22 protein-coding genes are annotated in these 21,897 nt (G+C 46.5%); 8 read left to right on the forward strand and 14 right to left on the reverse strand.

Going from position 1 to position 21,897, the window contains the following annotated elements; genetic code table 11:
• Window positions 1-7 precede the first annotated feature (7 nt).
• Window positions 8-274 (reverse strand): DUF4212 domain-containing protein, encoded by a 267-nt coding sequence (locus tag Q1A70_RS07390; protein WP_010435433.1) that lies wholly within the window; start codon window positions 272-274, stop codon window positions 8-10.
• Between the two features lie 416 nt (window positions 275-690).
• Between Q1A70_RS07390 and Q1A70_RS07395 the strand changes: the two genes are divergently transcribed.
• Complete coding sequence (locus Q1A70_RS07395) at window positions 691-2,442, forward strand: potassium/proton antiporter (protein WP_299688486.1); 1,752 nt, start codon at window positions 691-693, stop codon at window positions 2,440-2,442.
• Here the strand turns inward: Q1A70_RS07395 and Q1A70_RS07400 are convergent.
• The 4 genes from Q1A70_RS07400 to aspA all read right to left on the reverse strand — a co-directional run bounded on the left by Q1A70_RS07400 (window position 2,439) and on the right by aspA (window position 8,299).
• Complete coding sequence (locus tag Q1A70_RS07400; RefSeq protein WP_299688489.1) at window positions 2,439-3,068, reverse strand: response regulator transcription factor; 630 nt, start codon at window positions 3,066-3,068, stop codon at window positions 2,439-2,441. The genes Q1A70_RS07395 and Q1A70_RS07400 overlap by 4 nt on opposite strands.
• A gap of 211 nt (window positions 3,069-3,279) precedes the next feature.
• Entirely contained in the window at window positions 3,280-5,130 is a 1,851-nt protein-coding gene (locus Q1A70_RS07405) for a protein-disulfide reductase DsbD (protein ID WP_299688492.1), read from the reverse strand.
• Window positions 5,131-5,359: 229 nt separating this feature from the next.
• Window positions 5,360-6,667: an anaerobic C4-dicarboxylate transporter gene (locus Q1A70_RS07410; RefSeq protein ID WP_299688495.1), complete on the reverse strand. Its 1,308-nt coding sequence runs from the start codon at window positions 6,665-6,667 to the stop codon at window positions 5,360-5,362.
• Window positions 6,668-6,847: 180 nt separating this feature from the next.
• Window positions 6,848-8,299 carry an aspartate ammonia-lyase gene (aspA, locus tag Q1A70_RS07415; protein ID WP_299688498.1) on the reverse strand — a complete coding sequence of 484 codons (1,452 nt, stop codon included), beginning with the start codon at window positions 8,297-8,299 and terminating at the stop codon, window positions 6,848-6,850.
• 284 nt (window positions 8,300-8,583) lie between these two features.
• Here aspA and Q1A70_RS07420 point away from each other — a divergent pair, with 284 nt between their 5' ends.
• Window positions 8,584-9,108, forward strand: a complete 525-nt coding sequence (locus Q1A70_RS07420; RefSeq protein ID WP_299688501.1) for an FxsA family protein — start codon at window positions 8,584-8,586, stop codon at window positions 9,106-9,108.
• Window positions 9,109-9,420: 312 nt separating this feature from the next.
• Here the strand turns inward: Q1A70_RS07420 and trmL are convergent, their stop codons facing one another.
• From trmL to Q1A70_RS07435, 3 genes are all read right to left on the reverse strand, one after another.
• Window positions 9,421-9,900, reverse strand: a complete 480-nt coding sequence (trmL, locus tag Q1A70_RS07425; RefSeq protein WP_299688504.1) for a tRNA (uridine(34)/cytosine(34)/5-carboxymethylaminomethyluridine(34)-2'-O)-methyltransferase TrmL — start codon at window positions 9,898-9,900, stop codon at window positions 9,421-9,423.
• A 107-nt stretch (window positions 9,901-10,007) separates the two neighbouring features.
• Entirely contained in the window at window positions 10,008-11,387 is a 1,380-nt protein-coding gene (cpxA, locus tag Q1A70_RS07430) for an envelope stress sensor histidine kinase CpxA (protein WP_299688507.1), read from the reverse strand.
• The gene (locus tag Q1A70_RS07435) at window positions 11,387-12,076 is read right to left on the reverse strand and encodes a response regulator (protein WP_299688510.1); all 690 of its coding nucleotides are present in this window, start codon (window positions 12,074-12,076) and stop codon (window positions 11,387-11,389) included. Before Q1A70_RS07435 ends, cpxA begins: the two co-directional genes overlap by 1 nt.
• A gap of 177 nt (window positions 12,077-12,253) precedes the next feature.
• Here Q1A70_RS07435 and Q1A70_RS07440 point away from each other — a divergent pair, with 177 nt between their 5' ends.
• The 3 genes from Q1A70_RS07440 (at window position 12,254) to pfkA (ending at window position 15,143) form a co-directional block, all read left to right on the forward strand.
• A complete protein-coding gene (locus Q1A70_RS07440) occupies window positions 12,254-12,760 on the forward strand; it encodes a CpxP family protein (protein ID WP_299688513.1) in 507 nt (168 codons plus the stop codon).
• A gap of 197 nt (window positions 12,761-12,957) precedes the next feature.
• Window positions 12,958-13,866 (forward strand): CDF family cation-efflux transporter FieF, encoded by a 909-nt coding sequence (gene fieF / locus Q1A70_RS07445; protein ID WP_299688516.1) that lies wholly within the window; start codon window positions 12,958-12,960, stop codon window positions 13,864-13,866.
• 314 nt (window positions 13,867-14,180) lie between these two features.
• Window positions 14,181-15,143 carry a 6-phosphofructokinase gene (pfkA, locus tag Q1A70_RS07450; protein WP_299688519.1) on the forward strand — a complete coding sequence of 321 codons (963 nt, stop codon included), beginning with the start codon at window positions 14,181-14,183 and terminating at the stop codon, window positions 15,141-15,143.
• A 146-nt stretch (window positions 15,144-15,289) separates the two neighbouring features.
• Here pfkA and tpiA read toward each other — a convergent pair whose 3' ends face one another.
• A complete protein-coding gene (tpiA, locus tag Q1A70_RS07455) occupies window positions 15,290-16,060 on the reverse strand; it encodes a triose-phosphate isomerase (protein ID WP_299688522.1) in 771 nt (256 codons plus the stop codon).
• 252 nt (window positions 16,061-16,312) lie between these two features.
• On the opposite strand from tpiA, the gene Q1A70_RS07460 reads away from it, so the two are divergent.
• Window positions 16,313-16,660: a 5-carboxymethyl-2-hydroxymuconate Delta-isomerase gene (locus Q1A70_RS07460; RefSeq protein ID WP_299688525.1), complete on the forward strand. Its 348-nt coding sequence runs from the start codon at window positions 16,313-16,315 to the stop codon at window positions 16,658-16,660.
• 88 nt (window positions 16,661-16,748) lie between these two features.
• Complete coding sequence (locus tag Q1A70_RS07465) at window positions 16,749-17,171, forward strand: DUF805 domain-containing protein (RefSeq protein WP_299688528.1); 423 nt, start codon at window positions 16,749-16,751, stop codon at window positions 17,169-17,171.
• Between the two features lie 66 nt (window positions 17,172-17,237).
• On the opposite strand, the gene Q1A70_RS07470 is transcribed toward Q1A70_RS07465, so the two are convergent.
• From Q1A70_RS07470 to glpX, 3 genes are all read right to left on the reverse strand, one after another.
• The gene (locus Q1A70_RS07470; RefSeq protein ID WP_299688547.1) at window positions 17,238-17,588 is read right to left on the reverse strand and encodes a DUF3135 domain-containing protein; all 351 of its coding nucleotides are present in this window, start codon (window positions 17,586-17,588) and stop codon (window positions 17,238-17,240) included.
• 121 nt (window positions 17,589-17,709) lie between these two features.
• Complete coding sequence (locus tag Q1A70_RS07475) at window positions 17,710-18,351, reverse strand: metalloregulator ArsR/SmtB family transcription factor (protein WP_299688531.1); 642 nt, start codon at window positions 18,349-18,351, stop codon at window positions 17,710-17,712.
• 197 nt (window positions 18,352-18,548) lie between these two features.
• Entirely contained in the window at window positions 18,549-19,556 is a 1,008-nt protein-coding gene (glpX, locus tag Q1A70_RS07480) for a class II fructose-bisphosphatase (protein WP_299688534.1), read from the reverse strand.
• A gap of 331 nt (window positions 19,557-19,887) precedes the next feature.
• Here glpX and zapB point away from each other — a divergent pair, with 331 nt between their 5' ends.
• Window positions 19,888-20,130 carry a cell division protein ZapB gene (gene zapB / locus Q1A70_RS07485; protein ID WP_008219652.1) on the forward strand — a complete coding sequence of 81 codons (243 nt, stop codon included), beginning with the start codon at window positions 19,888-19,890 and terminating at the stop codon, window positions 20,128-20,130.
• Window positions 20,131-20,239: 109 nt separating this feature from the next.
• Here the strand turns inward: zapB and rraA are convergent, their stop codons facing one another.
• Window positions 20,240-20,758: a ribonuclease E activity regulator RraA gene (rraA, locus tag Q1A70_RS07490; protein ID WP_299688538.1), complete on the reverse strand. Its 519-nt coding sequence runs from the start codon at window positions 20,756-20,758 to the stop codon at window positions 20,240-20,242.
• A gap of 73 nt (window positions 20,759-20,831) precedes the next feature.
• Entirely contained in the window at window positions 20,832-21,749 is a 918-nt protein-coding gene (locus Q1A70_RS07495; RefSeq protein WP_299688541.1) for a 1,4-dihydroxy-2-naphthoate polyprenyltransferase, read from the reverse strand.
• Window positions 21,750-21,897 lie beyond the last annotated feature (148 nt).

Below are 21,897 nucleotides of genomic sequence, written 5' to 3' on the forward strand. Positions count from 1 at the left end.
CTAGCCTCTAGTCTTCCTGTACGTTGTATTTTTTGTCGAGCGCATTCATGCGAACAACGTAAATAAATATCAGCGCCACGAAGGTATATATCGAACCTTGCTGAGCGAACCAAAAGCCGAGCTTGAACCCGCCAAACTGAACGGTGTTGAGGGCATCAACAAATAAGATGCCAGCGCCGTAAGACACTGCAAACCAGACCGCGAGCAGTGTTCCCATAATTCCCAAGTTTTCCTTCCAGTAGGCTTGAGCATGTTCCGTAGATTCGAACGCCATTGCCTTCTCCTTTATTTCGTTTTCGTAGAAATCGTTTCTGTAGAAAATTACCGTGTTAACGTAATGTTATGATTTAAAATGTAGCAAGGATAAGTCAAGGGATCAGTGCAACTTTAGTCGGGACGAATTTGTCACTAAAGGGTTGAAATATGGGAGTGGCACGACATAACGAGAGTAAAGTGTGATATTGCGATGTTGTTAAATTAGCCAAAGGTCTAACAAAATTGGATGAATTAGAGTGCGAGTCATAAAATTTAACAACTAAATGACCGAGAAGCGGTATTTAGTCCTGCGAATGACACGAAGGGAAACATAAGTTTGTTATAGTAACCAAAGCACTGTCATCGACCGTGCCATGCTTAGCGGCAGAAGATCAACATGCTTAAATCTTGAGTTTTATTCTTTGGGGTAACGAATTGGACGCAATAACTATCAACCACTTATTTTTAACTGGTGCGGTGCTCATCGCCATCAGTGTGCTTTTCTCACAAGTGTCCTCACGGTTGGGCGTTCCGATTCTTTTGATCTTTTTGTTCGTTGGTATGTTGGCGGGTGAAGATGGTCCGGGTGGTATTAATTTTGATGATTACTCACTGACTTATTTGGTGAGTAACCTCGCGCTTGCCGTGATCTTGCTTGATGGCGGTATGCGAACCAAGGTCGCAAGCTTCAAGGTCGCCTTCTGGCCATCGCTCTCATTAGCGACAATAGGCGTAGCCTGTACTGCGACTCTAACCGGTTTAATGGCGGCTTGGCTATTTGACCTGTCACTGATGCAGGGCATTTTGGTCGGCGCAATTGTCGGTTCAACTGATGCGGCAGCGGTATTCTCTTTGTTGAAAGGGCAGAGCCTCAACGAACGTGTTGGCTCAACCCTAGAGATCGAATCGGGTACCAATGACCCAATGGCGGTCTTCCTGACGGTGACCTTAATCGCGTTACTTGGCACCCCAGATGCCGAGATGGGAATGAACTTCCTACTGAAAAGCTTTGCGATGCAGTTTGGTGTCGGAACGCTTATCGGCCTTGGTGGCGGTTGGGTTCTGTGGAGTCTAATCAACCGAGTACAGCTGGCTGATGGCCTGTATTCGATTCTGGTGCTCAGTGGCGGTGTGGCTCTGTTTGCTTTCTCTAACATGCTTGGCGGCAGTGGTATCTTATCGATTTACTTAGTGGGCTTGTTCATTGGTAATCGTCCGACGCGCTCTCGACACTCGATTCTTAATGTCCTTGATGGCATGACGTGGCTAAGCCAAATCGTGATGTTCTTGGTGTTGGGTCTATTGGTCACGCCATCGACCTTAATGGACATTGCTCTTCCTGCGTTAGCATTGGCTTTCGGTATGATCTTGTTTGCTCGCCCACTGTCGGTTTGGTTGGGCTTGCTGCCGTTCAGAAGCTTTACCACCAAAGAGCGCTGGTTTGTTTCTTGGGTGGGTTTACGTGGTGCGGTGCCGATCATTTTGGCTGTGTTCCCGATGATGGCTGGACTGCCTAATGCTCAGCTTTACTTTAATATCGCATTCTTCGTGGTTATGGTGTCGCTGATTGTTCAAGGCGGCAGCTTAATGAAAGTCGCAAGATTGGCTCAAGTGACTTTACCTCCAACACCGACACCGATTTCTCGTACAGGCATTGAAATCTACCCTGCCAGTGAGTGGGAGATGTTTGTCTACAAGCTGAAAGAAGAGAAGTGGTGTGTGGGCGAACCACTGAAGCGTTTGTCTATGCCGGAAGGAACGCGAATTACCGCACTGTTTAGAAAGGATGCCTTGCTTCACCCATCAGGCAGTACCGTGCTAGAGGCAAATGATATTCTCTGTGTGCTTGGACAAGATAAAGACCTAGATAGCCTAAGTGAGCTATTCAGTGAGGCACCTTTGGCCGAAGATGCAGCTCGATTCTTTGGTGATTTCTTCCTTGAGGTTGGGTTATCGATTGCCGCAGTGAGTGACTGCTATGGCATTGAGCTTAGCTCGGAAGAAGAGCGCGACATGACGCTAAAACAATTGGCTGAGCGTGAGCTTGGTGCGCACCCAGTATTGGGCGATAGCTTCGAGTGGCATGATATTAATTGGGTAGTCGCAGAGATAGATGATCATAAAGTCGTCAAGCTGGGTCTGTGTTTGCCTAAGACGACTTTAGAAGAGGATATAAGCGAAGCCTAGTTATGGACTTCTTGTAGCAAGATAACTGCTTGAGTTCGGTTTTTCACATCCAGTTTACGGAAGATGGCTGTCATATGTGCCTTGATGGTCGCTTCTGAAACATTCAATTCATAGGCAATTTGCTTGTTAAGCAGGCCGTCGGAAAGCATACCTAATACCTTGTATTGCTGAGGTGTTAGCGTGGCAATTTTTTCCGCAAGATCATTACATGCGGCGTGGTTGGTAATAAGCCCTTCAGGGAAGAACGGGTCGCCATTCAGCACTTGGTTCAGTGCGCTCACCAATTCACGCATATCACTCGACTTAGGAATGAAACCAAACGCACCGTGGCTCTTAACTTGGGTCACCACGCTGGCATCTTCACTGGCAGAAATCACCACAATCGGTAGATCTGGGTATTCAGCTCGAAGTTGAATGAGGCCAGACATACCATTAGCTCCTGGCATTTTTAGGTCGAGAAGTAGCAGGTCGGGTTCATCTTCTTTCTTAAGCAGAGTCAGTAAGGCGTCGAGAGAATCAGCCTCAAGCAGGTTCGCACCGCTGATCGCCATATGAACTGACTGAAACAGGGCGTTGCGAAAAAGAGGGTGGTCATCAGCAATGATGATGGTATAGGTCGAGTCCATGACGTTCATACCTTTAACAATTTAGTTGATATTTATTATCATCCTGATTGAGTATGTGGACAATATCTATGCATTAAAAGTCTGAACCATATCGACTTTTATCTCTGTTCTTGGAAAGCGTTTCCTATAATCACAAAAAAGCCGCACTGCCATCTCGTCATTGAGGGGGCGTGCAGCTTTTGGTTTAGCTACATTTTGAAGAATATCACCGTTATAGCTGGTGGTCTTGGATGTGTTTTAAGAATACATCGGCAGGCATAAAACCAGTCACACGAGCATTTGGAACATGGTTACCCTCGCCATCCCAGAACTCAATCGTCGGTAAGCCGAGTACCTGTAATTGTTTAAGCAGCTCAATATCTTGGGGCATATTCTTGGTGACATCGGCTTGAAGTAGTACAAAGTCAGTCAGCTTGTTTTCAACGTCCGCTTGATGGAATGTGTACTTCTCAAACTCTTTACACGCCACACACCAGTCGGCATAGAAATCGAGCATCACAGGTTTCCCCAGTTTTTTTGCTTCGATGAGTTGGATCTCTAACTCTTCAACGGTGTTGATGCGTGCAAATTGGATATGCTGTTGTTCTATTGTTACGCTCTTCTCCGCAAACCAATAGTTCAATGCAGGCTGTGCGGAAGCGAACAAGCCAAGTATCGCGATGATGCCGACCGCACTCTGCTTCCAGCCGCCGAATGGCAGTGCATTCTTGCTATGATAAAGCCAACCAAAGGCGATGAAGCCAAGGCCAGACCAAAGCACGGTTGCCCATAATTCAGGGATAATGCGCTCTAGCAGGAAGATAGGTGCTGCCAGCAAGATAAAGCCGAATACGATTTTTACCTTGTCCATCCAGCTACCTGCTTTCGGTAGTAGCTTATTACCAAACACCGCCACCAAAATCAGTGGGATACCCATACCCATGGCTAGCGCATACAGAGCGATTGCGCCAGTAAATAGGTCACCACTTTGAGCGACATACAACAGAGCACCCGACAGTGGCGCTGTTGTACAAGGCGAACACACCAAGCCCGAGATAGCACCCATCGCGAACACACCCAAGGTATTGCCACCTTGCTGCTTGTTGCTTTGGTTATTGAGCCACGTTTGGACGCTGCTTGGCAGTTGCAGGTTGTACACGCCAAACATAGACAGCGCGAGCACGACAAATAGGACACTTAAACCGATCAGAACGTAAGGGTGCTGCATCGCTGCTTGGAACTGCATACCCGCAGATGCCACGACTAAGCCAAGTAGGGTGTAGGTTAGCGCCATACCTTGTACGTAGATGAAGGACAACATCAGCGCACGACCTTGGCTGAGCTTGCCGCCACCTAAAACGATACCCGTTAGAATTGGGTACATCGGCAGAACGCACGGGGTAAAGGCTAAGCCAACACCTAGTGCTAAGAACAATAATGGTGTCCACCAACTGTCACCGAGCTTATCGGCTAGGCTCGCTTCTTTTGAAACGGGTGCAGTTGATTGTGGAGTGGTGTTAGTTGCAACGTCTGCTTTTGGAGAAGCTTGTTGTGTTGAAACATCGGCATCATTGTTTGCAGCCGATGACTCTTGCGACGCTGCATTAGCTTGAGAGTTGCTTGAACCTGTAGCTGTAAATGGCTCAATGTCGATGACGCGCGTTTCTGGTGGGTAGCAGAAGCCTGCATCTGCGCAGCCTTGATACTTAACGATCAGCTGCGAGCCATCTTGATAATTTTGCAGCGGCACTTGCACGAACAAAGGTTGGGTATAAATGCTCACCTCACCAAAAAATTCATCTTGATGCGGCACACCATCTTCCATTTTGACATGACCGATCGCGAGATTCTGGCCGCTAAAAGAGAAGCTATGTTGGTAGAGGTAATAGCCGTCTTTTATTTGCCAGTCGAGCAGGAGTTTGCCGTCTTGTTGGTAGTGATTGAAAGGGAAAGCTTGGTCGACTGAGACAAAGTTATTGGCCGAGTTCACGTCAAGGCCTTGGTCAGTATTACCAAAGAGAGCGAAGGCCGGGTTGGACAAACTAACAAGCCCAACGCAAAGCATAGTGATAAATGCGCGCATAAGTAAATTCGTTTTGATTAAGTTAACAGGGATATTAACGTAATCAGACCCTATTGCTGACTAATAAGTTTCAAATTGGCGTTTTTATTATAAGAAATGTGTTTAAGCGATGTTAAAAGCTGTGCGTTATTGTGCGTTTAGCTCTGCACGATGAGTATTTGAGAGCATCGACTGGCAATAAAAAAGGAAGCCGCAGCTTCCTTTTTAGAGTTCGACTGATGAGTCGTGGTTAGATAAATATCCCGCCAAATGCGAAGCCTAGTGTAACCGCAGTGGTAATGGTGACCACACCAGGGATGAAGAACGGGTGGTTGAATACGTACTTACCAATACGAGTAGTGCCAGTGTCGTCCATCTCAACCGCCGCCAGTAGCGTTGGATAGGTTGGAAGAACAAACAGAGCGCTGACCGCAGCAAAAGAAGCCACGGTCGTTAATGGTGCTACGCCGATCGCCAGTGCTGCCGGCATTAGTGCAACCGTCGTCGCACCTTGAGAGTAAAGTAGCATAGAGGCGAAGAACAAGATCATAGCCAGCATCCATGGGTAGTCTGCCAGTAGAGCGCCAGCGACATCTTTGATTTCAGCCACGTGCGCGTTAACAAACGTAGAGCCTAACCAAGCCACACCAAGAACACATACACACGCTGTCATACCAGAGCGGAAGGTTGGCGCAGAAGAGATTTTTCCTGCATCAATCTTAGTAAATAGAACGATTGCCGCTGCTGCTGCCAGCATCACCGACATGATGGCTTCGTTACGACCTAGTGCTGGGTTGTCAATCAGGCCAACGGAGCTAGAGATAGCCGCCGCGTAGCAGACAACGAAAACAATCGCCGCGAGGAAGATGTAAGTTGCTCGCTTTGCGGTCGGTAGAATTTCACGTTTCTCTTCGGTCGCCAGTTTGATCAGCCCTTTTTCTAGTCGCTCTTGGTAAACCGGATCATCTTTCAGTTCGCAGCCCATGTAGTTCGCGACAAGTGCGCCGACCATACAGGCGATAAAGGTTGTTGGGATACATACTATTAGCAGGGTTAGGTAATCGACACCAAAAGGGGCAAGCATTGCTGAGAAAGCGACAACAGCTGCAGAAATCGGTGAAGCGGTGATCGCAATTTGAGAGGCAATAACAGCAATAGACAATGGACGAGAAGGGCGGACACCTTGGCCTTTGGCAACTTCAGCAATAACCGGAAGTGTTGAGAATGCTGTGTGACCTGTACCGGCCATCAGCGTCATGACAAAGGTCACGATTGGTGCATAAAAAGTAATACGTTCAGGGTGTTTACGTAAAAAGTTTTCTGCGATCTGTACTAACCAATCCATACCGCCAGCCACCTGCATAGCGGCAATAGCGGTGATCACCGACATGATGATCAAGATGACATCGATAGGAATAAAAGCTTGGCTGGTTGGCACGCCAAGAAGCAGTGAAAGGGCAATAACACCCGCACCGCCAGCAAAACCGATACCAATACCGCCGATCCTGGCCCCCAAAAAGATAAAGAGCAGGACGACAAAGAGTTCTACTGCAATCATACGTAACACCTCATATTAGACTTTATTATGTGAACATTCTCCGATGTAATATTCAGATAATAGTTCTACTGTTTAGATTCAATTAAGCAAAAGCGCAACCGGATAAAAACCACAAAGTTAACATGGTTAACCTTATGGAAGCCTAAAAAAGGCTCCATTTGGAGCCCATGGTTGCTAACCTTACTCGTAGCGCTTTGCTTTATACTGAGGATGCATCAAATTTTCAACCGAGAAAATGTCATCAAGTTGTTCTTCGGTCAATAAACCGCGTTCTAGCACTACTTCACGGACGCTCTTACCAGTTTCAGCGCAGATCTTACCGACAATATCCCCTTCATGGTGACCAATGTATGGGTTGAGGTAAGTGACAATACCGATAGAGTTAAATACGTGTGATTCACATACTTCTTTATTCACCGTAATGCCGTCCACACATTTATCGCGTAGGTTGATGCATGCATTAGTCAGAATATCCAAAGACTCAAACATGCTCTGTGCGATCACCGGTTCCATGACGTTCAATTGCAGTTGCCCACCTTCTGCTGCGAAAGAAACTGTGTTGTCGTTGCCTAGAACTTTGAAGCAAACTTGGTTGACGACTTCCGGCACCACAGGGTTTACTTTAGCAGGCATGATTGAAGAACCGGCTTGCAGTTCAGGCAGGTTCAGCTCGTTCAATCCGGTTCGTGGGCCAGAAGAAAGCAGGCGTAAATCGTTACAAATTTTAGACAGTTTCACGGCCAAGCGCTTAAGCGCACCGTGTGTCATTACGTATGCGCCGCAGTCAGAGGTTGCCTCGATAAGATCTTCAGCAGCCACGCATTCTAGGCCTGTAACTTCGGCTAAGTGTTTCACTGCCAGACCTTGGTAGCCTGACGCGGCGTTCAAGCCAGTCCCGATAGCTGTTGCCCCTAGGTTAACTTCAAGCAATAGCTTTGATGTGTATTGTAGGTTTTTGATTTCTTCATTGATGGTCACTGCCCACGCGTGAAACTCTTGGCCGACCGTCATCGGAACCGCGTCTTGAAGTTGAGTGCGACCCATCTTCAAGATGGTGTTGAATTCTTGGCTCTTAAGCTCGAAAGCGCCCTTTAGGTACTCAATGGCATCGATCAGCTTGAGTACGCTGTTATACACTGAGATGCGGAAACCGGTTGGGTAAGCACAGTTTGTTGATTGGCTACGGTTGACGTGATCATTGGGGTTGATGAACTCATATTGGCCTTTCTCTTTGCCCATCAGTTCAAGTGCGACGTTGGCGACGACTTCGTTGGCGTTCATGTTTACAGAAGTGCCTGCGCCCCCTTGGAAAACATCCGATGGGAACTGATCCATGCACTTGCCTGTCTCTAGGATAAGGTCGCACGCTTGAATAATGTATTTAGCCACATCGCTGGGTATCACCCCCAACTCTTTGTTTGCTAACGCCGCCGCCTTTTTTGTCATCACCATACCACGAACGAATTCAGGTACATCTGAGATGGTGACATTTGAGATGTTGAAGTTTTCAACTGCGCGCAGAGTGTGGATGCCGTAATAAGCATCAGCCGGAACATGACGTTGACCTAATAGATCTTCTTCTAGTCGAGTGGCTTGAGGGGCATCAACTTGAGATTTTGATAGAGTAGCCATAACAGGATCCTTAGATAATTATTCTGATTATATAATAAGTTACTGGCCTGTTCTGTGTGCAAAAACTCCGTTCGCTAGAATATTAGGCTGATAAATCCGTCCTGACTTATGTGGCACATGATACTGTACCTAGCGCATAAAAATAGTAAGTTGATCACCTTTTGGGCTTTTGTTAGGTCAATACTTTGTAAAGTTATTATTGGTCAATAAATACGCTTACTTACAGGATAAATTTGTGATTGATGGGGCTTTCAGCGTACACTGGACGTAACAAAGGAGGGCCTGTGTTTCCTATCTTATTATTACTCTTTATCTTCGTACCCATCATTGAGATTGGGTTATTTATTCAAGTTGGTGGCTTTCTAGGACTGTGGCCAACGATTGCGTTAGTGCTTATCACGGTATTTGTGGGGGCATCTCTGGTTCGCAGCCAAGGTATCCAAACATTAATGTCGGTTCAAGGTCGCTTGCAGCAAGGTGAAATGCCTGCTCAACAAATTCTTGAAGGCGTGATGCTTGCTGTTGCTGGTGTACTGCTGTTAACTCCGGGCTTTATGACCGACGGGCTTGGTATGTTGGTCTTGCTACCAGCACCAAGAGCGATGCTCGCCAAGAAAATGATGGAAAAAATGGTGGTTACCAATATGTCTGGCGGTTTTCATGCGGGTGGACAAGCCGGTTTTGGTCAGAGTCCATTTGGACAAGACCCATTTAACCGCGATCCCTCTGAGCACTCAAAAGACGGCAACACCTTTGAGGGGGAGTTTGAGAAGAAAGACGATGGTAATGATCGTAATCGCTTAAACTAATACCAATCGTAGTAAATAACTGGTCACCCTAGCTTGTGAAAACGCTCGATAACTGCGTTAGAATTTTTGATTGTAGAATAACTACTTGTCGAAACTTCTTGTTGAAAAGAGCTGTCTTGTTTTCAAGCTTTTTTCCTGCGCTATTTCTGATCACTTACTTAATGTGATTGGTATAATAGATTTTTTCTCTCTTTAATAGAGAGGGAAAACTGAAAAGGCTCTTACCTTTATCTTTCGCAAGAAAGTGATAATGGTAAGAGCCTTTTTTATTACGCATTGCCCGCAATTGGCACGCGCAGTGTGAGCATTCGGTTATACCGCGCCTTCAAACCCCATTTGTCGCCACGCTTCAAAAGCAATGATGGCCACAGCATTCGACAGATTTAGGCTGCGTGCGTCTGGCATCATTGGAATACGGATGCGTTGTTCCATTGGCATGCTTTCGATGAACTCAGCGGGTAGGCCGCGAGTTTCAGGCCCGAACATCAGTACATCACCTTGTTGGAATGCTGCATCTACGTGGTGACCGGTGGTTTTTGTGGTGCAGGCAAAGATGCGGAAATCTCCCTCTCGTTCATTCTCTAGATATTCAAGAAACACTTCTAGGTTCTTGTGGCGCTTTACTCGGGCCAGATCATGGTAGTCCAACCCCGCACGACGAACCTTCTTCTCTTCAAAATCAAAACCAAGTGGCTCGATAAGGTGCAGGTTTGCGCCGCAGTTAGCACATAGGCGGATGATGTTGCCCGTATTGGGCGCAATTTCTGGTTCGTATAGAGCGATATCAAACATAGTGGTTCACAAGAGTAATCAAAGATAGTCCGAGTATACGGTGGCAAGCTGAGTGAGTACAGTTCACACCATAATGGCCATCACTATGGTGTGAACGTTGTAGGGGACTAGAGGGGGAGGATCGGCAAGCTGATTTCGATCTGCAATCCACCGAGTTGACTGCGGCTCGCGGTAATGGTGCCACTGTGTTGACGAATCGCACTCTCGGTAATGGTGAGTCCGAGCCCTGTGCCACCAGAATTGCGGTCACGTGCAGTGGAAACGCGATAGAAAGGTCTGAAGATGGAATCCCGTTCGTCATCCGGTACCCCTTCGCCATTGTCATTGACGCAAATGTTGAGTTGATCGTGTAACACTCGGAATTGCACATCAACTTGGTCTCTGCCGTAGTAGATGGCATTACGGGTAATATTGTCTAACGCACTCATTAGCAGCTTAGGGTTACCTGAAATAGAGCGATTGGGGATCTCTGAAAATGTCAGTTGTTTGCCCATTTGCTCAGCTTCAAATTGTGCGTCTTTTAGGATTTCTTCCCATAAACTTGAGATGGGCTGAACCTCACGGGTGATATGGCTATCGACCTGCATCCGCGATAGCGTCAGTAGTTCACTGATCATCTGCTCTAAACGTTGCGCTTCGGTATCGATGCGATCGAGTTCAGGGCTCTCACCTTGCTTACGAATCGCCAATGCATTTGCCATGCGTAGGCGAGTCAAGGGAGAGCGCAGTTCGTGCGAAATATCAGAAAGCAGACGCTGCTGCCCGGAGATCATCTGGTTTACTGCTTCGACCATTTGGTTAAAGCTTTCTCCCGCTTGTTTAAATTCGGAGGTGCCTTTTTCGAGGCTTGGATCGACCTCAAACTGGCCTTTGGCCACGCGTTGTGCGGCGTGCTCTAACCTGCGTGCTGGTTGGCTTAGTGCCCAAGCTAACCAAAGCAAGAGTGGGGTACTTGCTAGCATTACCGCTAGTAGTAACTGCAATGGTTTATCAAACAGTCGTAGCAAAAATGGCGGTGGTTGATTCCACTTGATCCCGGCGTACATTAACAACTCTTGACCGGCGAGTTTAACAGGCACTGGCCCTGCTACCATGTAGTTGCCGTACAGTTTTTGTTTTGGCACCTCTGGATTATCAACCGAGGTCACAAAGTTACGAATGGCTTTCAGCTTATAGTTCGAACGCTTTTTCGAGGTGAGGACTGCACCATCAAGATCGCTTAAATAGAGATGAGTGCGCGAATTTTTACGGCTGCGGGAAGCGTCAAGTTGGGCAACGATCTTGGCGATGTTCGATTCTTTGACGTAGTGCTGCTCAGCACCCTGTGCGATATACTCTAATTTATTGAGGTGATCGGCTGTGACATCGCGCGCCACGCGTGGGTCTAGGTGTGGCAGCGAAAGTACTGACAGTAGCACCAGTAACATGGTGAACCAAAATATCGCAAAGATACGGCCATATAAGCTAGTGATTTTAGGGATGCGCACTAATCCTCCTCAACCAATAAGTAACCACGGCCACGCAGAGTTTTGATGCGAGACTTACCGTCGCTGCGCTCGGGGATTTTTTTTCGCAGGTTAGAAATGTGCATGTCGATGGCGCGATCAAAAGGTGCGAGCCTTTTTCCTAACACATCCAGGCTGAGAGCTTCCTTAGTAATCACTTGCCCTGGGTTCTGAATTAGATGGCTCAACAAAGCAAACTCAGTACTGGTTAGGTCAATCAACAGACCACTGCAGTAAGCTTCTTGTTTGCCAGGGAATATTTCAATGTCTTGGTATTGAATGGTGTCGCTGGTGTTTTTCGGTGCGCTGCTGCTTTGTGTACGACGCAAAATAGCCCGTATACGCGCCAGCAGTTCTCGGTCGCTGAACGGTTTTGGCAAATAGTCATCCGCGCCAAGCTCAAGGCCAATCACGCGATCGATCTCTTCCCCTTTTGCGGTCAACATTAAAACCGGAATTTCCCAATTTTCTCTGAGTTTTTTCAGTGTTTCCATGCCATTAAGGCGTGGCATCATCACATCTAACAGAATGAGGTCAATGTCATCATTGATCGCCTCGAGTCCCGCATAGCCATCATTGGCTTCTGAAACAGTGAAGCCCTCAAAGCCCAAAATGTCTTTAAGTAAACTGGTTAACTCGGTGTCGTCATCAATAAGAAGGATGTGCGCCATTGGGAAGCCTTAATCGGTTATTTACAGGTTAATAGTACTGCGAATTATTCACCAACTTTCATTCTTTACGATTCTTTACGCTTTCTAAACGTCATTTTACAAGGGAGCGACTAATCTATATTCAAGCGCTGAGAAAAACGCAATCCATGACCTATTATACTGAATGAGGCAACAATTATGAAAATGACCAAGAAACTTGTATTAGCCGCTGCGGCACTTCCATTAATGTTAACGACAGCCAGTGCGTATGCTTATGGTGGTGGCAAAGGCGACAACAAAGGCATGCACGGCAAATGCGGTGGCTTTGATCAGAAAGTGATGCGTCAACTCGATCTGACCGACGCTCAAAAGGCAGAATTGAAAACGATGCGCGAAGCGGATCGTGCTGAGATGAAAGCAAAACGTTCTGGCGATAAAGCGGGCAAAATGGCGCAAATGCAAGCGAACCAAGAAAAAGTACAAGATTTGGTTTTAGCGGATACCTTTGATGAAGCTGCTGCGAATGATCTCGCCAGCCAAATGGTAGAGAAGCAAACAGAGCGTCGCGTGGCGATGCTGAAGAAACAGCACCAAATGATGAGCGTACTGACCGCAGAGCAAAAAACGCAGCTGAAAGAAATCCAGCAAGAGCGTATGGCCAAGTGTGCTGAAAAAATGGAAAAGCGCATGAGTAAAGACAAATAATTCATGGCTTAATACAGCTAAATTGAATGAAAATGTAAAAAAGCGGCCGTGTGCCGCTTTTTTTGATCTCTCAATACTTTTTGATCTCTCAATACTTGTTCTATGCTAACCCATTGGTGGTTTAGGTCACGGCTGTCATATTCAATGAATTGTTCACGGGTTATACTTTCTAATTATCGGTCACTTTTAGCCAGCTTATGAAACAAGAATACGCACGTTTAGTTACGCTCGCTGCTTGGGCAGCGACAACCATTGCCACACTGTTATTAATAGTCAAAGTCGCCGCGTGGTGGGTGACAGGTTCAGTTAGCCTACTGGCTTCGGTAGTCGATTCACTGCTTGATATCGCCGCTTCGGTGGTTAACTTACTGGTGGTTCGTTATTCTCTGCAGCCTGCCGACAAAGAGCACACCTTTGGTCATGGCAAGGCGGAATCCCTGGCCGCATTAGCACAGGCGATGTTCATCTCTGGGTCTGCTTGCTTTCTTATTCTCAATGGTATTGAGCGCTTCTTCAGACCTCATGAGCTGAATTCACCTGAAATTGGTATCTACGTCAGCTTGTTCGCGATGGTCGTCACCTTTGGTTTGGTTCGATTTCAAAAGCATGTGGTCAACAAAACCGGTAGCCAGGCAATTGCCGCAGATTCTCTGCACTATCAGTCCGACTTGTATATGAATGCCGCGATCATGCTGGCGCTGGCGTTGAGTTGGTTTGGAATCGGGCAGGCAGACCCAGTGTTCGCGATAGGCATTGGTATCTACATTCTTTACAGCGCTTATCAAATGGCGATGGAAGCGATCCAATCTCTGCTTGATCGAAACCTACCAGATGAAGAGCTTAAACGGATAAAAGAGACATCGTTGAGCGTGGTAGGGGTGTTAGGGGTGCATCAATTACGAACTCGCCGCTCGGGGCCAACTCGATTTATTCAGCTGCACCTAGAGCTGGAAGATACTATCCCACTGATTGAAGCGCACCGTATTGCCGACGAGGTTGAGGCTAAGCTTATCTCCGTTTTCCCTGAGGCGGATGTATTGATTCACCAAGATCCGTATTCAGTAGTATTCGGCCCTGAAAAGCAGCAGAAATTTCATTCGTGGTAACCAACGTCGAAAGTCGTGAGTCAATGGTAAGTGGGTGGCTTTTGAACTACAGTGGCTAACAATTGCTGATTGTTTGGTGAAACAAAATACAGTAGTAACAATCAATGTTGATTCTGATATGAATCAACAAAGTTTCTTAGCAAAGCTGCAATACTTCTTAAATAATTCGAGGTGTTAAATAAATTTACACGATTTAAGTGCTATTCCTATTGATGGAATGTAACATAAAGCACAATATAGATTTAAAATCTTGTTGATATACAATCAGCAGGCAAAAGAATTTTAATAATAGATTCCTAAAATCGAGGGTGAGCATGATTAAGAAGATCGGTGTTTTGACCAGTGGCGGTGACGCTCCGGGCATGAACGCAGCGGTTCGCGGCGTAGTTCGTACCGCACTATCAGTTGGCATTGAAGTTTACGGCATTTACGATGGCTACCAAGGTCTGGTTGAAGATCGTATCGAAAAGCTTGATCGTTCCAGCGTATCTGACGTGATCAACCGTGGTGGCACTTTCTTAGGTTCTGCACGTTTCCCAGAGTTTAAAGACGTGGCTGTTCGTCAGAAAGGCATCGAGAACCTTAACAAGCACGGTATCGAAGCCCTTGTGGTTATCGGCGGTGACGGTTCTTACATGGGGGCTAAGAAGCTGACTGAGATGGGTTATCCATGTATCGGTCTTCCTGGCACAATCGATAACGATATCGCCGGTACTGATTACACCATTGGCTACCTAACGGCACTGAACACGGTTATCGATTCTATTGACCGTCTGCGTGACACGTCGTCTTCTCATCAACGTATTTCTATTGTTGAGATCATGGGGCGTCACTGTGGCGATCTTACGCTTATGTCTGCCATCGCGGGTGGTTGTGAGTACATCATTACTCCAGAAACGGGCCTAGATAAAGAGCAGCTCATCGGCAACATTCAAGACGGTATTGCGAAAGGTAAGAAGCACGCAATCATCGCTCTAACTGAGCTCATGATGGATGCAAATGAGCTGGCTAAAGAGATCGAAAACGCAACCGGTCGTGAGACTCGCGCGACGGTTCTTGGTCACATTCAACGTGGTGGTCGTCCTACTGCATTTGACCGTGTACTTGCGTCTCGCATGGGTAACTACGCGGTGCACCTTCTTCAAGAAGGCCACGGTGGTCGTTGTGTAGGTATTGAGAAAGAAGCGTTGGTTCACCATGACATCATCGACTGTATCGAGAACATGCAGAACCCAGACCGTTCTGAGCTGTTCCGCGTTGCCGAAGAGTTATTCTAAGCCGTACTTAGCGTTCGCTTAAATACATTGAAAACCGCTGATTGTTCAGCGGTTTTTTGTACTTGTTATTTCAGAAGTGACCGATACAAAAAAGGCCAACCTAAGTTGACCTGTCATCTAATCTAATCTAAACGGTGATGTTTAAATTAAGCTTTTGCTTCAGCGGCTGCTTTAGCGATAGCTGCGAAGCTTTTCGCGTCTAGAGCTGCACCACCAACTAGAGCACCGTCGATGTCCGGTTGTGCGAAGTAAGCTGCTGCGTTTTCTGGCTTAACAGAACCGCCGTATTGGATAACCACTTTCTTAGCAACGTCTTGAGATTTCTCTGCGATGTGTGCACGGATTTGAGCGTGGATGCGTTGTGCATCTTCAGCTGTAGCTGCTTTACCAGTACCGATAGCCCAGATTGGTTCGTAAGCGATGATAGCGCCTTCAAGAGCTTCAACACCTTGAGTATTGATAACTGCGTCAAGTTGACGAGCACATACTGCAACCGTTTCGCCTGCTTCGTTTTGTGCTTCAGACTCACCGATACAAAGCACTGGCGTTAGGCCGTTCTCTTTTAGGAAGGCGAATTTCTTAGCAACGAACTCGTCAGACTCAGCGTGGTATTCACGACGCTCAGAGTGACCGATGATGATGTGAGATGCTCCGAACTCTTTCAGCATTGCTGGAGACATGTCGCCAGTGAAAGCACCGCTATTGTTAAGATCAGAATTTTGAGCACCTAGGATGATCGCGCTGCCCGCTTCAGTAAGCGTACGCTCAGCAAGATCAACGAAAAGTGCTGGTGGAGCAACTGCTACGTCTACGCCTGTTACGCCTTCAAGCTCAGCGTTAAGACCGTTTAGTAGATCAACAACCATTTCTTTGCTGCCGTTTAGTTTCCAGTTACCCATAACTACAGGATGACGCATAGGAATATCTCCAAAAAGTATTAAAATAAATCAAATGTGAAAAAAAATAATCTTTATTGCGAAATAATATAACAGATTAATATCAACAGATCATGACTAGGGTCATGACTTTTCAGGATCTTATTCAATTGGCAGCGTGAGTTTTGAGGTCTATCAGTGATCTGGTAGACAGAATGATCGCGAACCTCTCGGATTTTTCATCGTTAGTTGCTATTAAGAGAGCAACGACTACGTCAATAACAGGAAATAACCATGCCGAATCTAGTTCTAGAGTACTCCAATTCAGTGGATGAACGAGTGAACATTCAAGGCTTATTGGAGGATCTCCACCAAGTTGCACTGACTTGCGGCTTGTTTGATGTGCCGTCTGTTAAGTCTCGCTCATTGCGCTGCCACAATTGGTTAGTTGGTGATGAGGAGGATAGTGTGGACTTCATTCATATCAGCTTTGAGTTACTTGCGGGACGAACGGAACAGCAAAAGCGAGAGTTGTCACGCACGTTGATGCAAACCTTACAAGAACAAGCGAGTCATGTTAGGAGCTTAACGGTGAATATTCGTGATATGGATAAGGGCTGTTTTCAGAAAGTAACAAATTAACCAACCCAATGAACCAAAGCAACAAATCAAAGTAATAAACTAACCATTGCTGCTGATTTTCAGCGGCGTACAAATTTGAGTTTTTAAGATGTCGATGAAAGATTTACTGCTCTCTTTCAAAGGGAGAATTGGTCGTAAGACTTACTGGATGTGGAATATTTTCTACTACATTGCGATTACTGGTTTTGCTTCTGGTATCTCGGTTTTGTTCCCTGCGTACTCCTACATTTTGCTGCCGATCTTCTTATTATTGCTTGTGATTCCTGATCTTGCGGTCACGGCTAAACGCTGGCATGACCGCAATAAGTCGAATTATTGGCTACTATTAAATATTCCGCTTGTTTTTGGTCGTTTGGCGTCGCCGATGACCGCTACCACCACTGAGCCTGTATCGTCGACGCATATGGTTGCAACTGTTGCGGCATTAGTATGTGGTTTATGGATTCTGATTGAATGTGGCTTGATGAAAGGCACTGAAGGTCGGAATGATTACGGCGAAGATCCAGTGTAATCGCGGAATGATAAATGAACCAAAGGGAGCACTGAACTCCCTTTTGTGCCTCTCGTGCTTTTAAAACTAATACATTTTGGGTTCTGTATTTGTTGACCTAAAAGCCACCACATTATCAGGTTGAGGATCTTCAAAGCCAGTGCGTCCTTTTAGTGCATCTTGGAACTTACCGACCTGGCTGCGTAGCTCTTGCATGAGTACGACATTCGCATGGTGTGGGTTTTTACAACGGTCGACCACCAAATCAATATGGCTTTGCTGGGCGCGAAGCCTATCTTGCATCACTTCTGAAGCCGAACCGATCATCTGCTCACACATCTGTTGCTTAAATTGATTGAATGCTTCGGGATCACTTTTGGCGAGTTGAACCAGTTCATCAAAGGGAGGAAGTTTTTGATTCGTATGTGTGTGTCCCATCATTCTTTCCTTAGAATAAAGCCTATTTGACATGCTTTAAGCTTAAGAAAGAAATCTGTACATTTTTCAGTCTATGGGTGTTTTCTCAATATTGAGACGTCATTAGCGGTGTGGCGTTAGGTTATTGGCCTTGGTGTTTCGATAACAGAGTGGGCGTTATGGTATAGGCACAGCGTCTTTCGCCAGCAATGATGTGCTCAGTACGGCTGACCTGACACTCATCTTTAAGTAGCTCAGTAAACACATTGAGTTCAGATTGGCACAGGCTAGGGCAGCGAGTAGCGGCTTTGCAGATAGGGCAGTGATTCTCGAACAGTATATAGTGATCGCCTTGGTCTTGCAGTTCAGCCATATAGCCTTCATCTTCTCTCAGTTGAGTGAGTTTGTTGAGCTTACTGATGAGAGATTCGCAGCCAAGCAAGGCCTTTTGATAGTGTTGCAGTGTGTGCTGTTCACGCTCAGTAGCAACCTTGGTGACTCCCTCTTTACCGAATAGGTGCTCAACGGCATCGATAACTTGAATGGTGAGTTCGCCATGTCGGTCTGAAAACTGGCTATGACCGTGCTGAGTGAGAGACCAGTGGCGAGTCGGGCGTCCAACTTTTACTTTGACGTCATGAAACGCAAGAATACCGTCATCTTCTAGGCTTTGCAGGTGCTGCCTTGCCCCCATTGTCGTCATGCCAAACTCTTCTGACAGTTGTTTTGCGGTTACGGCACCTTGACGCTTAATGGTCTGTAAGATTCTGTCGCTTGTTTTCATACTATCTCTGCCTCATCAACTCTACTATTATGATGCAAGGTGTTTATAAAGCAAACCATTTACTATTTTGATGGTGTTTTACTGTATAGATAGCGTTGACTCTATCGGCAGCAATGGTGAGATTCTGGTGCGCCAATAAAACAAAAGGCTGATACTTGGTATCAGCCTTAGCATGTTCTGGATCGCCGAAATAAGGCTTACAGGATATGACTAACCACTTCTGGGTCTTTACGCTCTAGGTAGTGGATAGATTTGATACGGCGAATCGTACGGCAGCGGCCACGGATAAGCAGCGTTTCTGTTGTCGCGATATTGCCTTGACGAGTAATGCCTTCCAGCAAATCGCCCTTGGTGATGCCCGTTGCTGAGAATACCACGTTGTCGCTGCGTGCCATGTCTTCCATCTTCAATACGATGCCCGCCGTTACGCCCATTTCAGCACAACGTTCTAACTCAAGCTCACCGTGTTTACGGTTCTCTTCTGTATCGCCTTTCACTTCGTGACGAGGCAGAAGACGACCATGCATGTCACCGTCTAGCGCACGAATAACAGCAGCAGAAACCACACCTTCAGGTGCGCCGCCAATGCAGTACATGACGTCGACTTCGCTGTCTGGCATGCAGGTTAGGATAGAAGCGGCAACATCACCGTCTGGCACTGCGAACACACGAACGCCCATTGCTTGCATGTCGGCGATCACTTGGTCGTGACGAGGCTTAGCCAGCGTGGTTACCACCAATGTATCGAGGGTTTTCCCCAGCGCTTTGGCGATGTTTTCTAGGTTTTCTGTCAGTGGCAGGTTTAGGTCAATGACGCCTTTCGCGCCAGGGCCTACAACCAGTTTTTCCATGTACATATCAGGCGCTTTTAGGAAGCTGCCTTTTTCACCTGCAGCCAATACAGCCAATGCGTTTGATTGGCCCATGGCTGTCATGCGTGTCCCTTCGATTGGGTCAACGGCGATGTCGACAGCGTCGCCGCCGACACCTACGTTTTCGCCGATGTAAAGCATAGGTGCATCATCGATTTCACCTTCACCGATAACAATCTCACCGCTAATTTCGGTTTTGTTTAATAGGCTACGCATGACTTCGACAGCAGCGCCATCTGCAGCGTTTTTATCGCCACGGCCAAGCCACTTGTAACCAGCCAGTGCAGCACCTTCTGTGACACGAGAGAATGACATTGCTAAATCGCGTTTCATGCGGACTCCAAAATTTTCAAAGGGGGGGAATAGAAATTTCGCGGCGAATTTTACCATATCCCCAAGGAAACGTTTGCCTTTTTGTTTTTTGGAGATTGCTCTTGATCAATGAGCAGTGGAAAACTGCGGTTATTCATCAAAATCATCGGTTTGTGGTTATGGCGCGAATCGCTCACGTCAATATTAGGTAAAAAGCGCTGTTTTTTTCATCGAATGGCGCAAAATATCGAATATATTGAGTGTTTATCCTTGCTCTGCTGAGTAGAATGGACAAATAAGTGAAGTGAAGTGAAGCTTCACCATCAAATGGATAACTTAAAGGTAGGCCAGAATGTCTTTTGAAGTATTAGAGCAGCTAGAAGCAAAAATTCAAACAGCAGTAGATACGATTGCACTTCTTCAAATGGAAGTGGAAGAGCTTAAAGAAGAGAAACAGGCACTAGCAACTGAAGCTGGTGAGCTTAAAGCAAGCCGTCACGAGCTAGAGCAAAAAACTCAGCAAATGCAGGAAGAGCATTCAGCATGGCAAGACCGCATCCGTAACCTTCTTGGTAAAATGGATGAAGTAGAGTAATTGACTCTTCAGTTTTAAAAAACGCCCGCTACTTAGTAGCGGGCGTTTTTGTGTGCGTTCTAATACTTCGTATTCTTATGCTTTGTTTCAGTATTCAAAACCGAGTGAGTTACTCGAACTCTTGTTCTTCGACATCCAAATCAAGTTCCACATCTAAAGGCTCTGCCGAAAGTATGATCCCGGTGTTGTCTGCGTAGAGGTAATCTTCTGGCAAGAAGGTCACACTGCCAAAGTTCACGGGAACATCTACTTCACCAATATTGTCTTGGCCAGCCCCGACAGGGATAGAGGCTAGAGCCTGAATACCTAGATTCATGTCTTCCAGCTCGTCGACTTCACGCACGCAGCCATAAACGATAATGCCTTCCCACTCATTGTCTTCGGCAAGTAGCGCGACTTCAGCATCGACCAGCGCTTTGCGTAATGAACCGCCGCCATCGATTAACAACACCCGACCGAGGCCATCTTGCTCTAATACGGAGCGGATCAGCGCATTGTCTTCAAAACACTTTAAGGTCGTGATCTGTCCGGCGAAGGATGCACGCCCACCGAAATTACTGAACATTGGCTCCACGACATCAACTTGATCCAAATAGATGTCGCACAGTGCTGAGGTGTTGTATTCCATTAGTATACCTTTTGAACAATGAGCTTATTTTGAGTATATCGATGCTTGATCCCTTTGCAATGATTAGTCTCAATTAACTGAAGAGAGTTTGAGCGACGACAACACCAGCAAACAGTAGGTTAGTGATCAGTGAGCATTTGACGATAATCGGCATCATGGGAGCAATCTGCACCGGCTTTTCGGTTTCCCAAACGGCCTTACCGTGTTTGTAGACAGGGATGATGCTCAATAAAAAGGGCAGGTTGATCCAGAGTGGCGTGTTCTGAATAAGTAGGTAGAGCGCAAAAGACACCAGCGCTAAGCCAAGTAAGGTGAAGTGATAATGTTTGGCTTTACGCTGGCCAAGACGAACGGCCATGGTGCGCTTGCCACATTCGCGGTCGTTTTCAATATCACGCATGTTATTGATATTGAGTACCGCCACCGCCATTAGTCCGCAGCCTAATGCAGGCAGAAGTAGGCTTGGTTCAACATGACCTGTGTGTAAGAAGTAAGTGCCGGATACCCCGAGTAAACCGAAAAAGGTAAACACAGATAGGTCACCAAGACCAAGGTAACCATAGGGCTTATTACCCATGGTATAAGCGATGGCAGCGGCGATCGCTAATATGCCTAATACAATAAAAGATACGATGCTTTCGAGTGAGGTCAGCGCATGAAAGATAAGAATCAGCCCAGCGATGGCAGTCAATACGATGTTGAGGATGATCGCTTGCATCATGGTTTTAGCGGTCACTGCGCCAGATTGCATCGCTCGTGTTGGCCCGAGACGGTTTTCATTGTCGGTGCCTTGTACGGCGTCACCATAGTCATTGGCTAGATTTGACAGAATTTGCAGTAGCGTGGCGGTTAAAAAAGCCAGTAGGGCTATCGATAAAGAAAACTGATCACTGGCAAACGCTAAACTGCTCCCGGTAAGGATAGAGACCAGTGCAAGAGGCAGAGTTTTCGGTCGTGCGGCATCAAGCCAAATCAGTAAAGATTGTTTCATTGTGGGTCTATTTCGTCATCATTCGTCGTTGAATATTGTGGTTTGAGTATACGCCCATTTTTCAGCCAATAAAAAGGTTCATCGCGGATTAGCGGGAACTAAAAACAAAAACGGTAGTAAGTGATATGGTTTAGTCGCCAAACAAAAA

Source organism: uncultured Vibrio sp., assembly GCF_947488985.1.
Lineage (GTDB): Bacteria > Pseudomonadota > Gammaproteobacteria > Enterobacterales > Vibrionaceae > Vibrio.

Coding starts and splice junctions, on each gene's coding strand:
- Q1A70_RS07390 (WP_010435433.1), bottom strand. CDS start 274: ATGGCGTTCGAATCTACGGAACATGCTCAAGCCTACTGGAAGGAAAAC.
- Q1A70_RS07400 (WP_299688489.1), bottom strand. CDS start 3,068: ATGGACTCGACCTATACCATCATCATTGCTGATGACCACCCTCTTTTT.
- Q1A70_RS07405 (WP_299688492.1), bottom strand. CDS start 5,130: ATGCGCGCATTTATCACTATGCTTTGCGTTGGGCTTGTTAGTTTGTCC.
- Q1A70_RS07410 (WP_299688495.1), bottom strand. CDS start 6,667: ATGATTGCAGTAGAACTCTTTGTCGTCCTGCTCTTTATCTTTTTGGGG.
- aspA (WP_299688498.1), bottom strand. CDS start 8,299: ATGGCTACTCTATCAAAATCTCAAGTTGATGCCCCTCAAGCCACTCGA.
- trmL (WP_299688504.1), bottom strand. CDS start 9,900: ATGTTTGATATCGCTCTATACGAACCAGAAATTGCGCCCAATACGGGC.
- Q1A70_RS07435 (WP_299688510.1), bottom strand. CDS start 12,076: ATGGCGCACATCCTTCTTATTGATGACGACACCGAGTTAACCAGTTTA.
- Q1A70_RS07440 (WP_299688513.1), top strand. CDS start 12,254: ATGAAAATGACCAAGAAACTTGTATTAGCCGCTGCGGCACTTCCATTA.
- fieF (WP_299688516.1), top strand. CDS start 12,958: ATGAAACAAGAATACGCACGTTTAGTTACGCTCGCTGCTTGGGCAGCG.
- pfkA (WP_299688519.1), top strand. CDS start 14,181: ATGATTAAGAAGATCGGTGTTTTGACCAGTGGCGGTGACGCTCCGGGC.
- tpiA (WP_299688522.1), bottom strand. CDS start 16,060: ATGCGTCATCCTGTAGTTATGGGTAACTGGAAACTAAACGGCAGCAAA.
- Q1A70_RS07460 (WP_299688525.1), top strand. CDS start 16,313: ATGCCGAATCTAGTTCTAGAGTACTCCAATTCAGTGGATGAACGAGTG.
- Q1A70_RS07465 (WP_299688528.1), top strand. CDS start 16,749: ATGTCGATGAAAGATTTACTGCTCTCTTTCAAAGGGAGAATTGGTCGT.
- Q1A70_RS07470 (WP_299688547.1), bottom strand. CDS start 17,588: ATGGGACACACACATACGAATCAAAAACTTCCTCCCTTTGATGAACTG.
- Q1A70_RS07475 (WP_299688531.1), bottom strand. CDS start 18,351: ATGAAAACAAGCGACAGAATCTTACAGACCATTAAGCGTCAAGGTGCC.
- glpX (WP_299688534.1), bottom strand. CDS start 19,556: ATGAAACGCGATTTAGCAATGTCATTCTCTCGTGTCACAGAAGGTGCT.
- zapB (WP_008219652.1), top strand. CDS start 19,888: ATGTCTTTTGAAGTATTAGAGCAGCTAGAAGCAAAAATTCAAACAGCA.
- rraA (WP_299688538.1), bottom strand. CDS start 20,758: ATGGAATACAACACCTCAGCACTGTGCGACATCTATTTGGATCAAGTT.
- Q1A70_RS07495 (WP_299688541.1), bottom strand. CDS start 21,749: ATGAAACAATCTTTACTGATTTGGCTTGATGCCGCACGACCGAAAACT.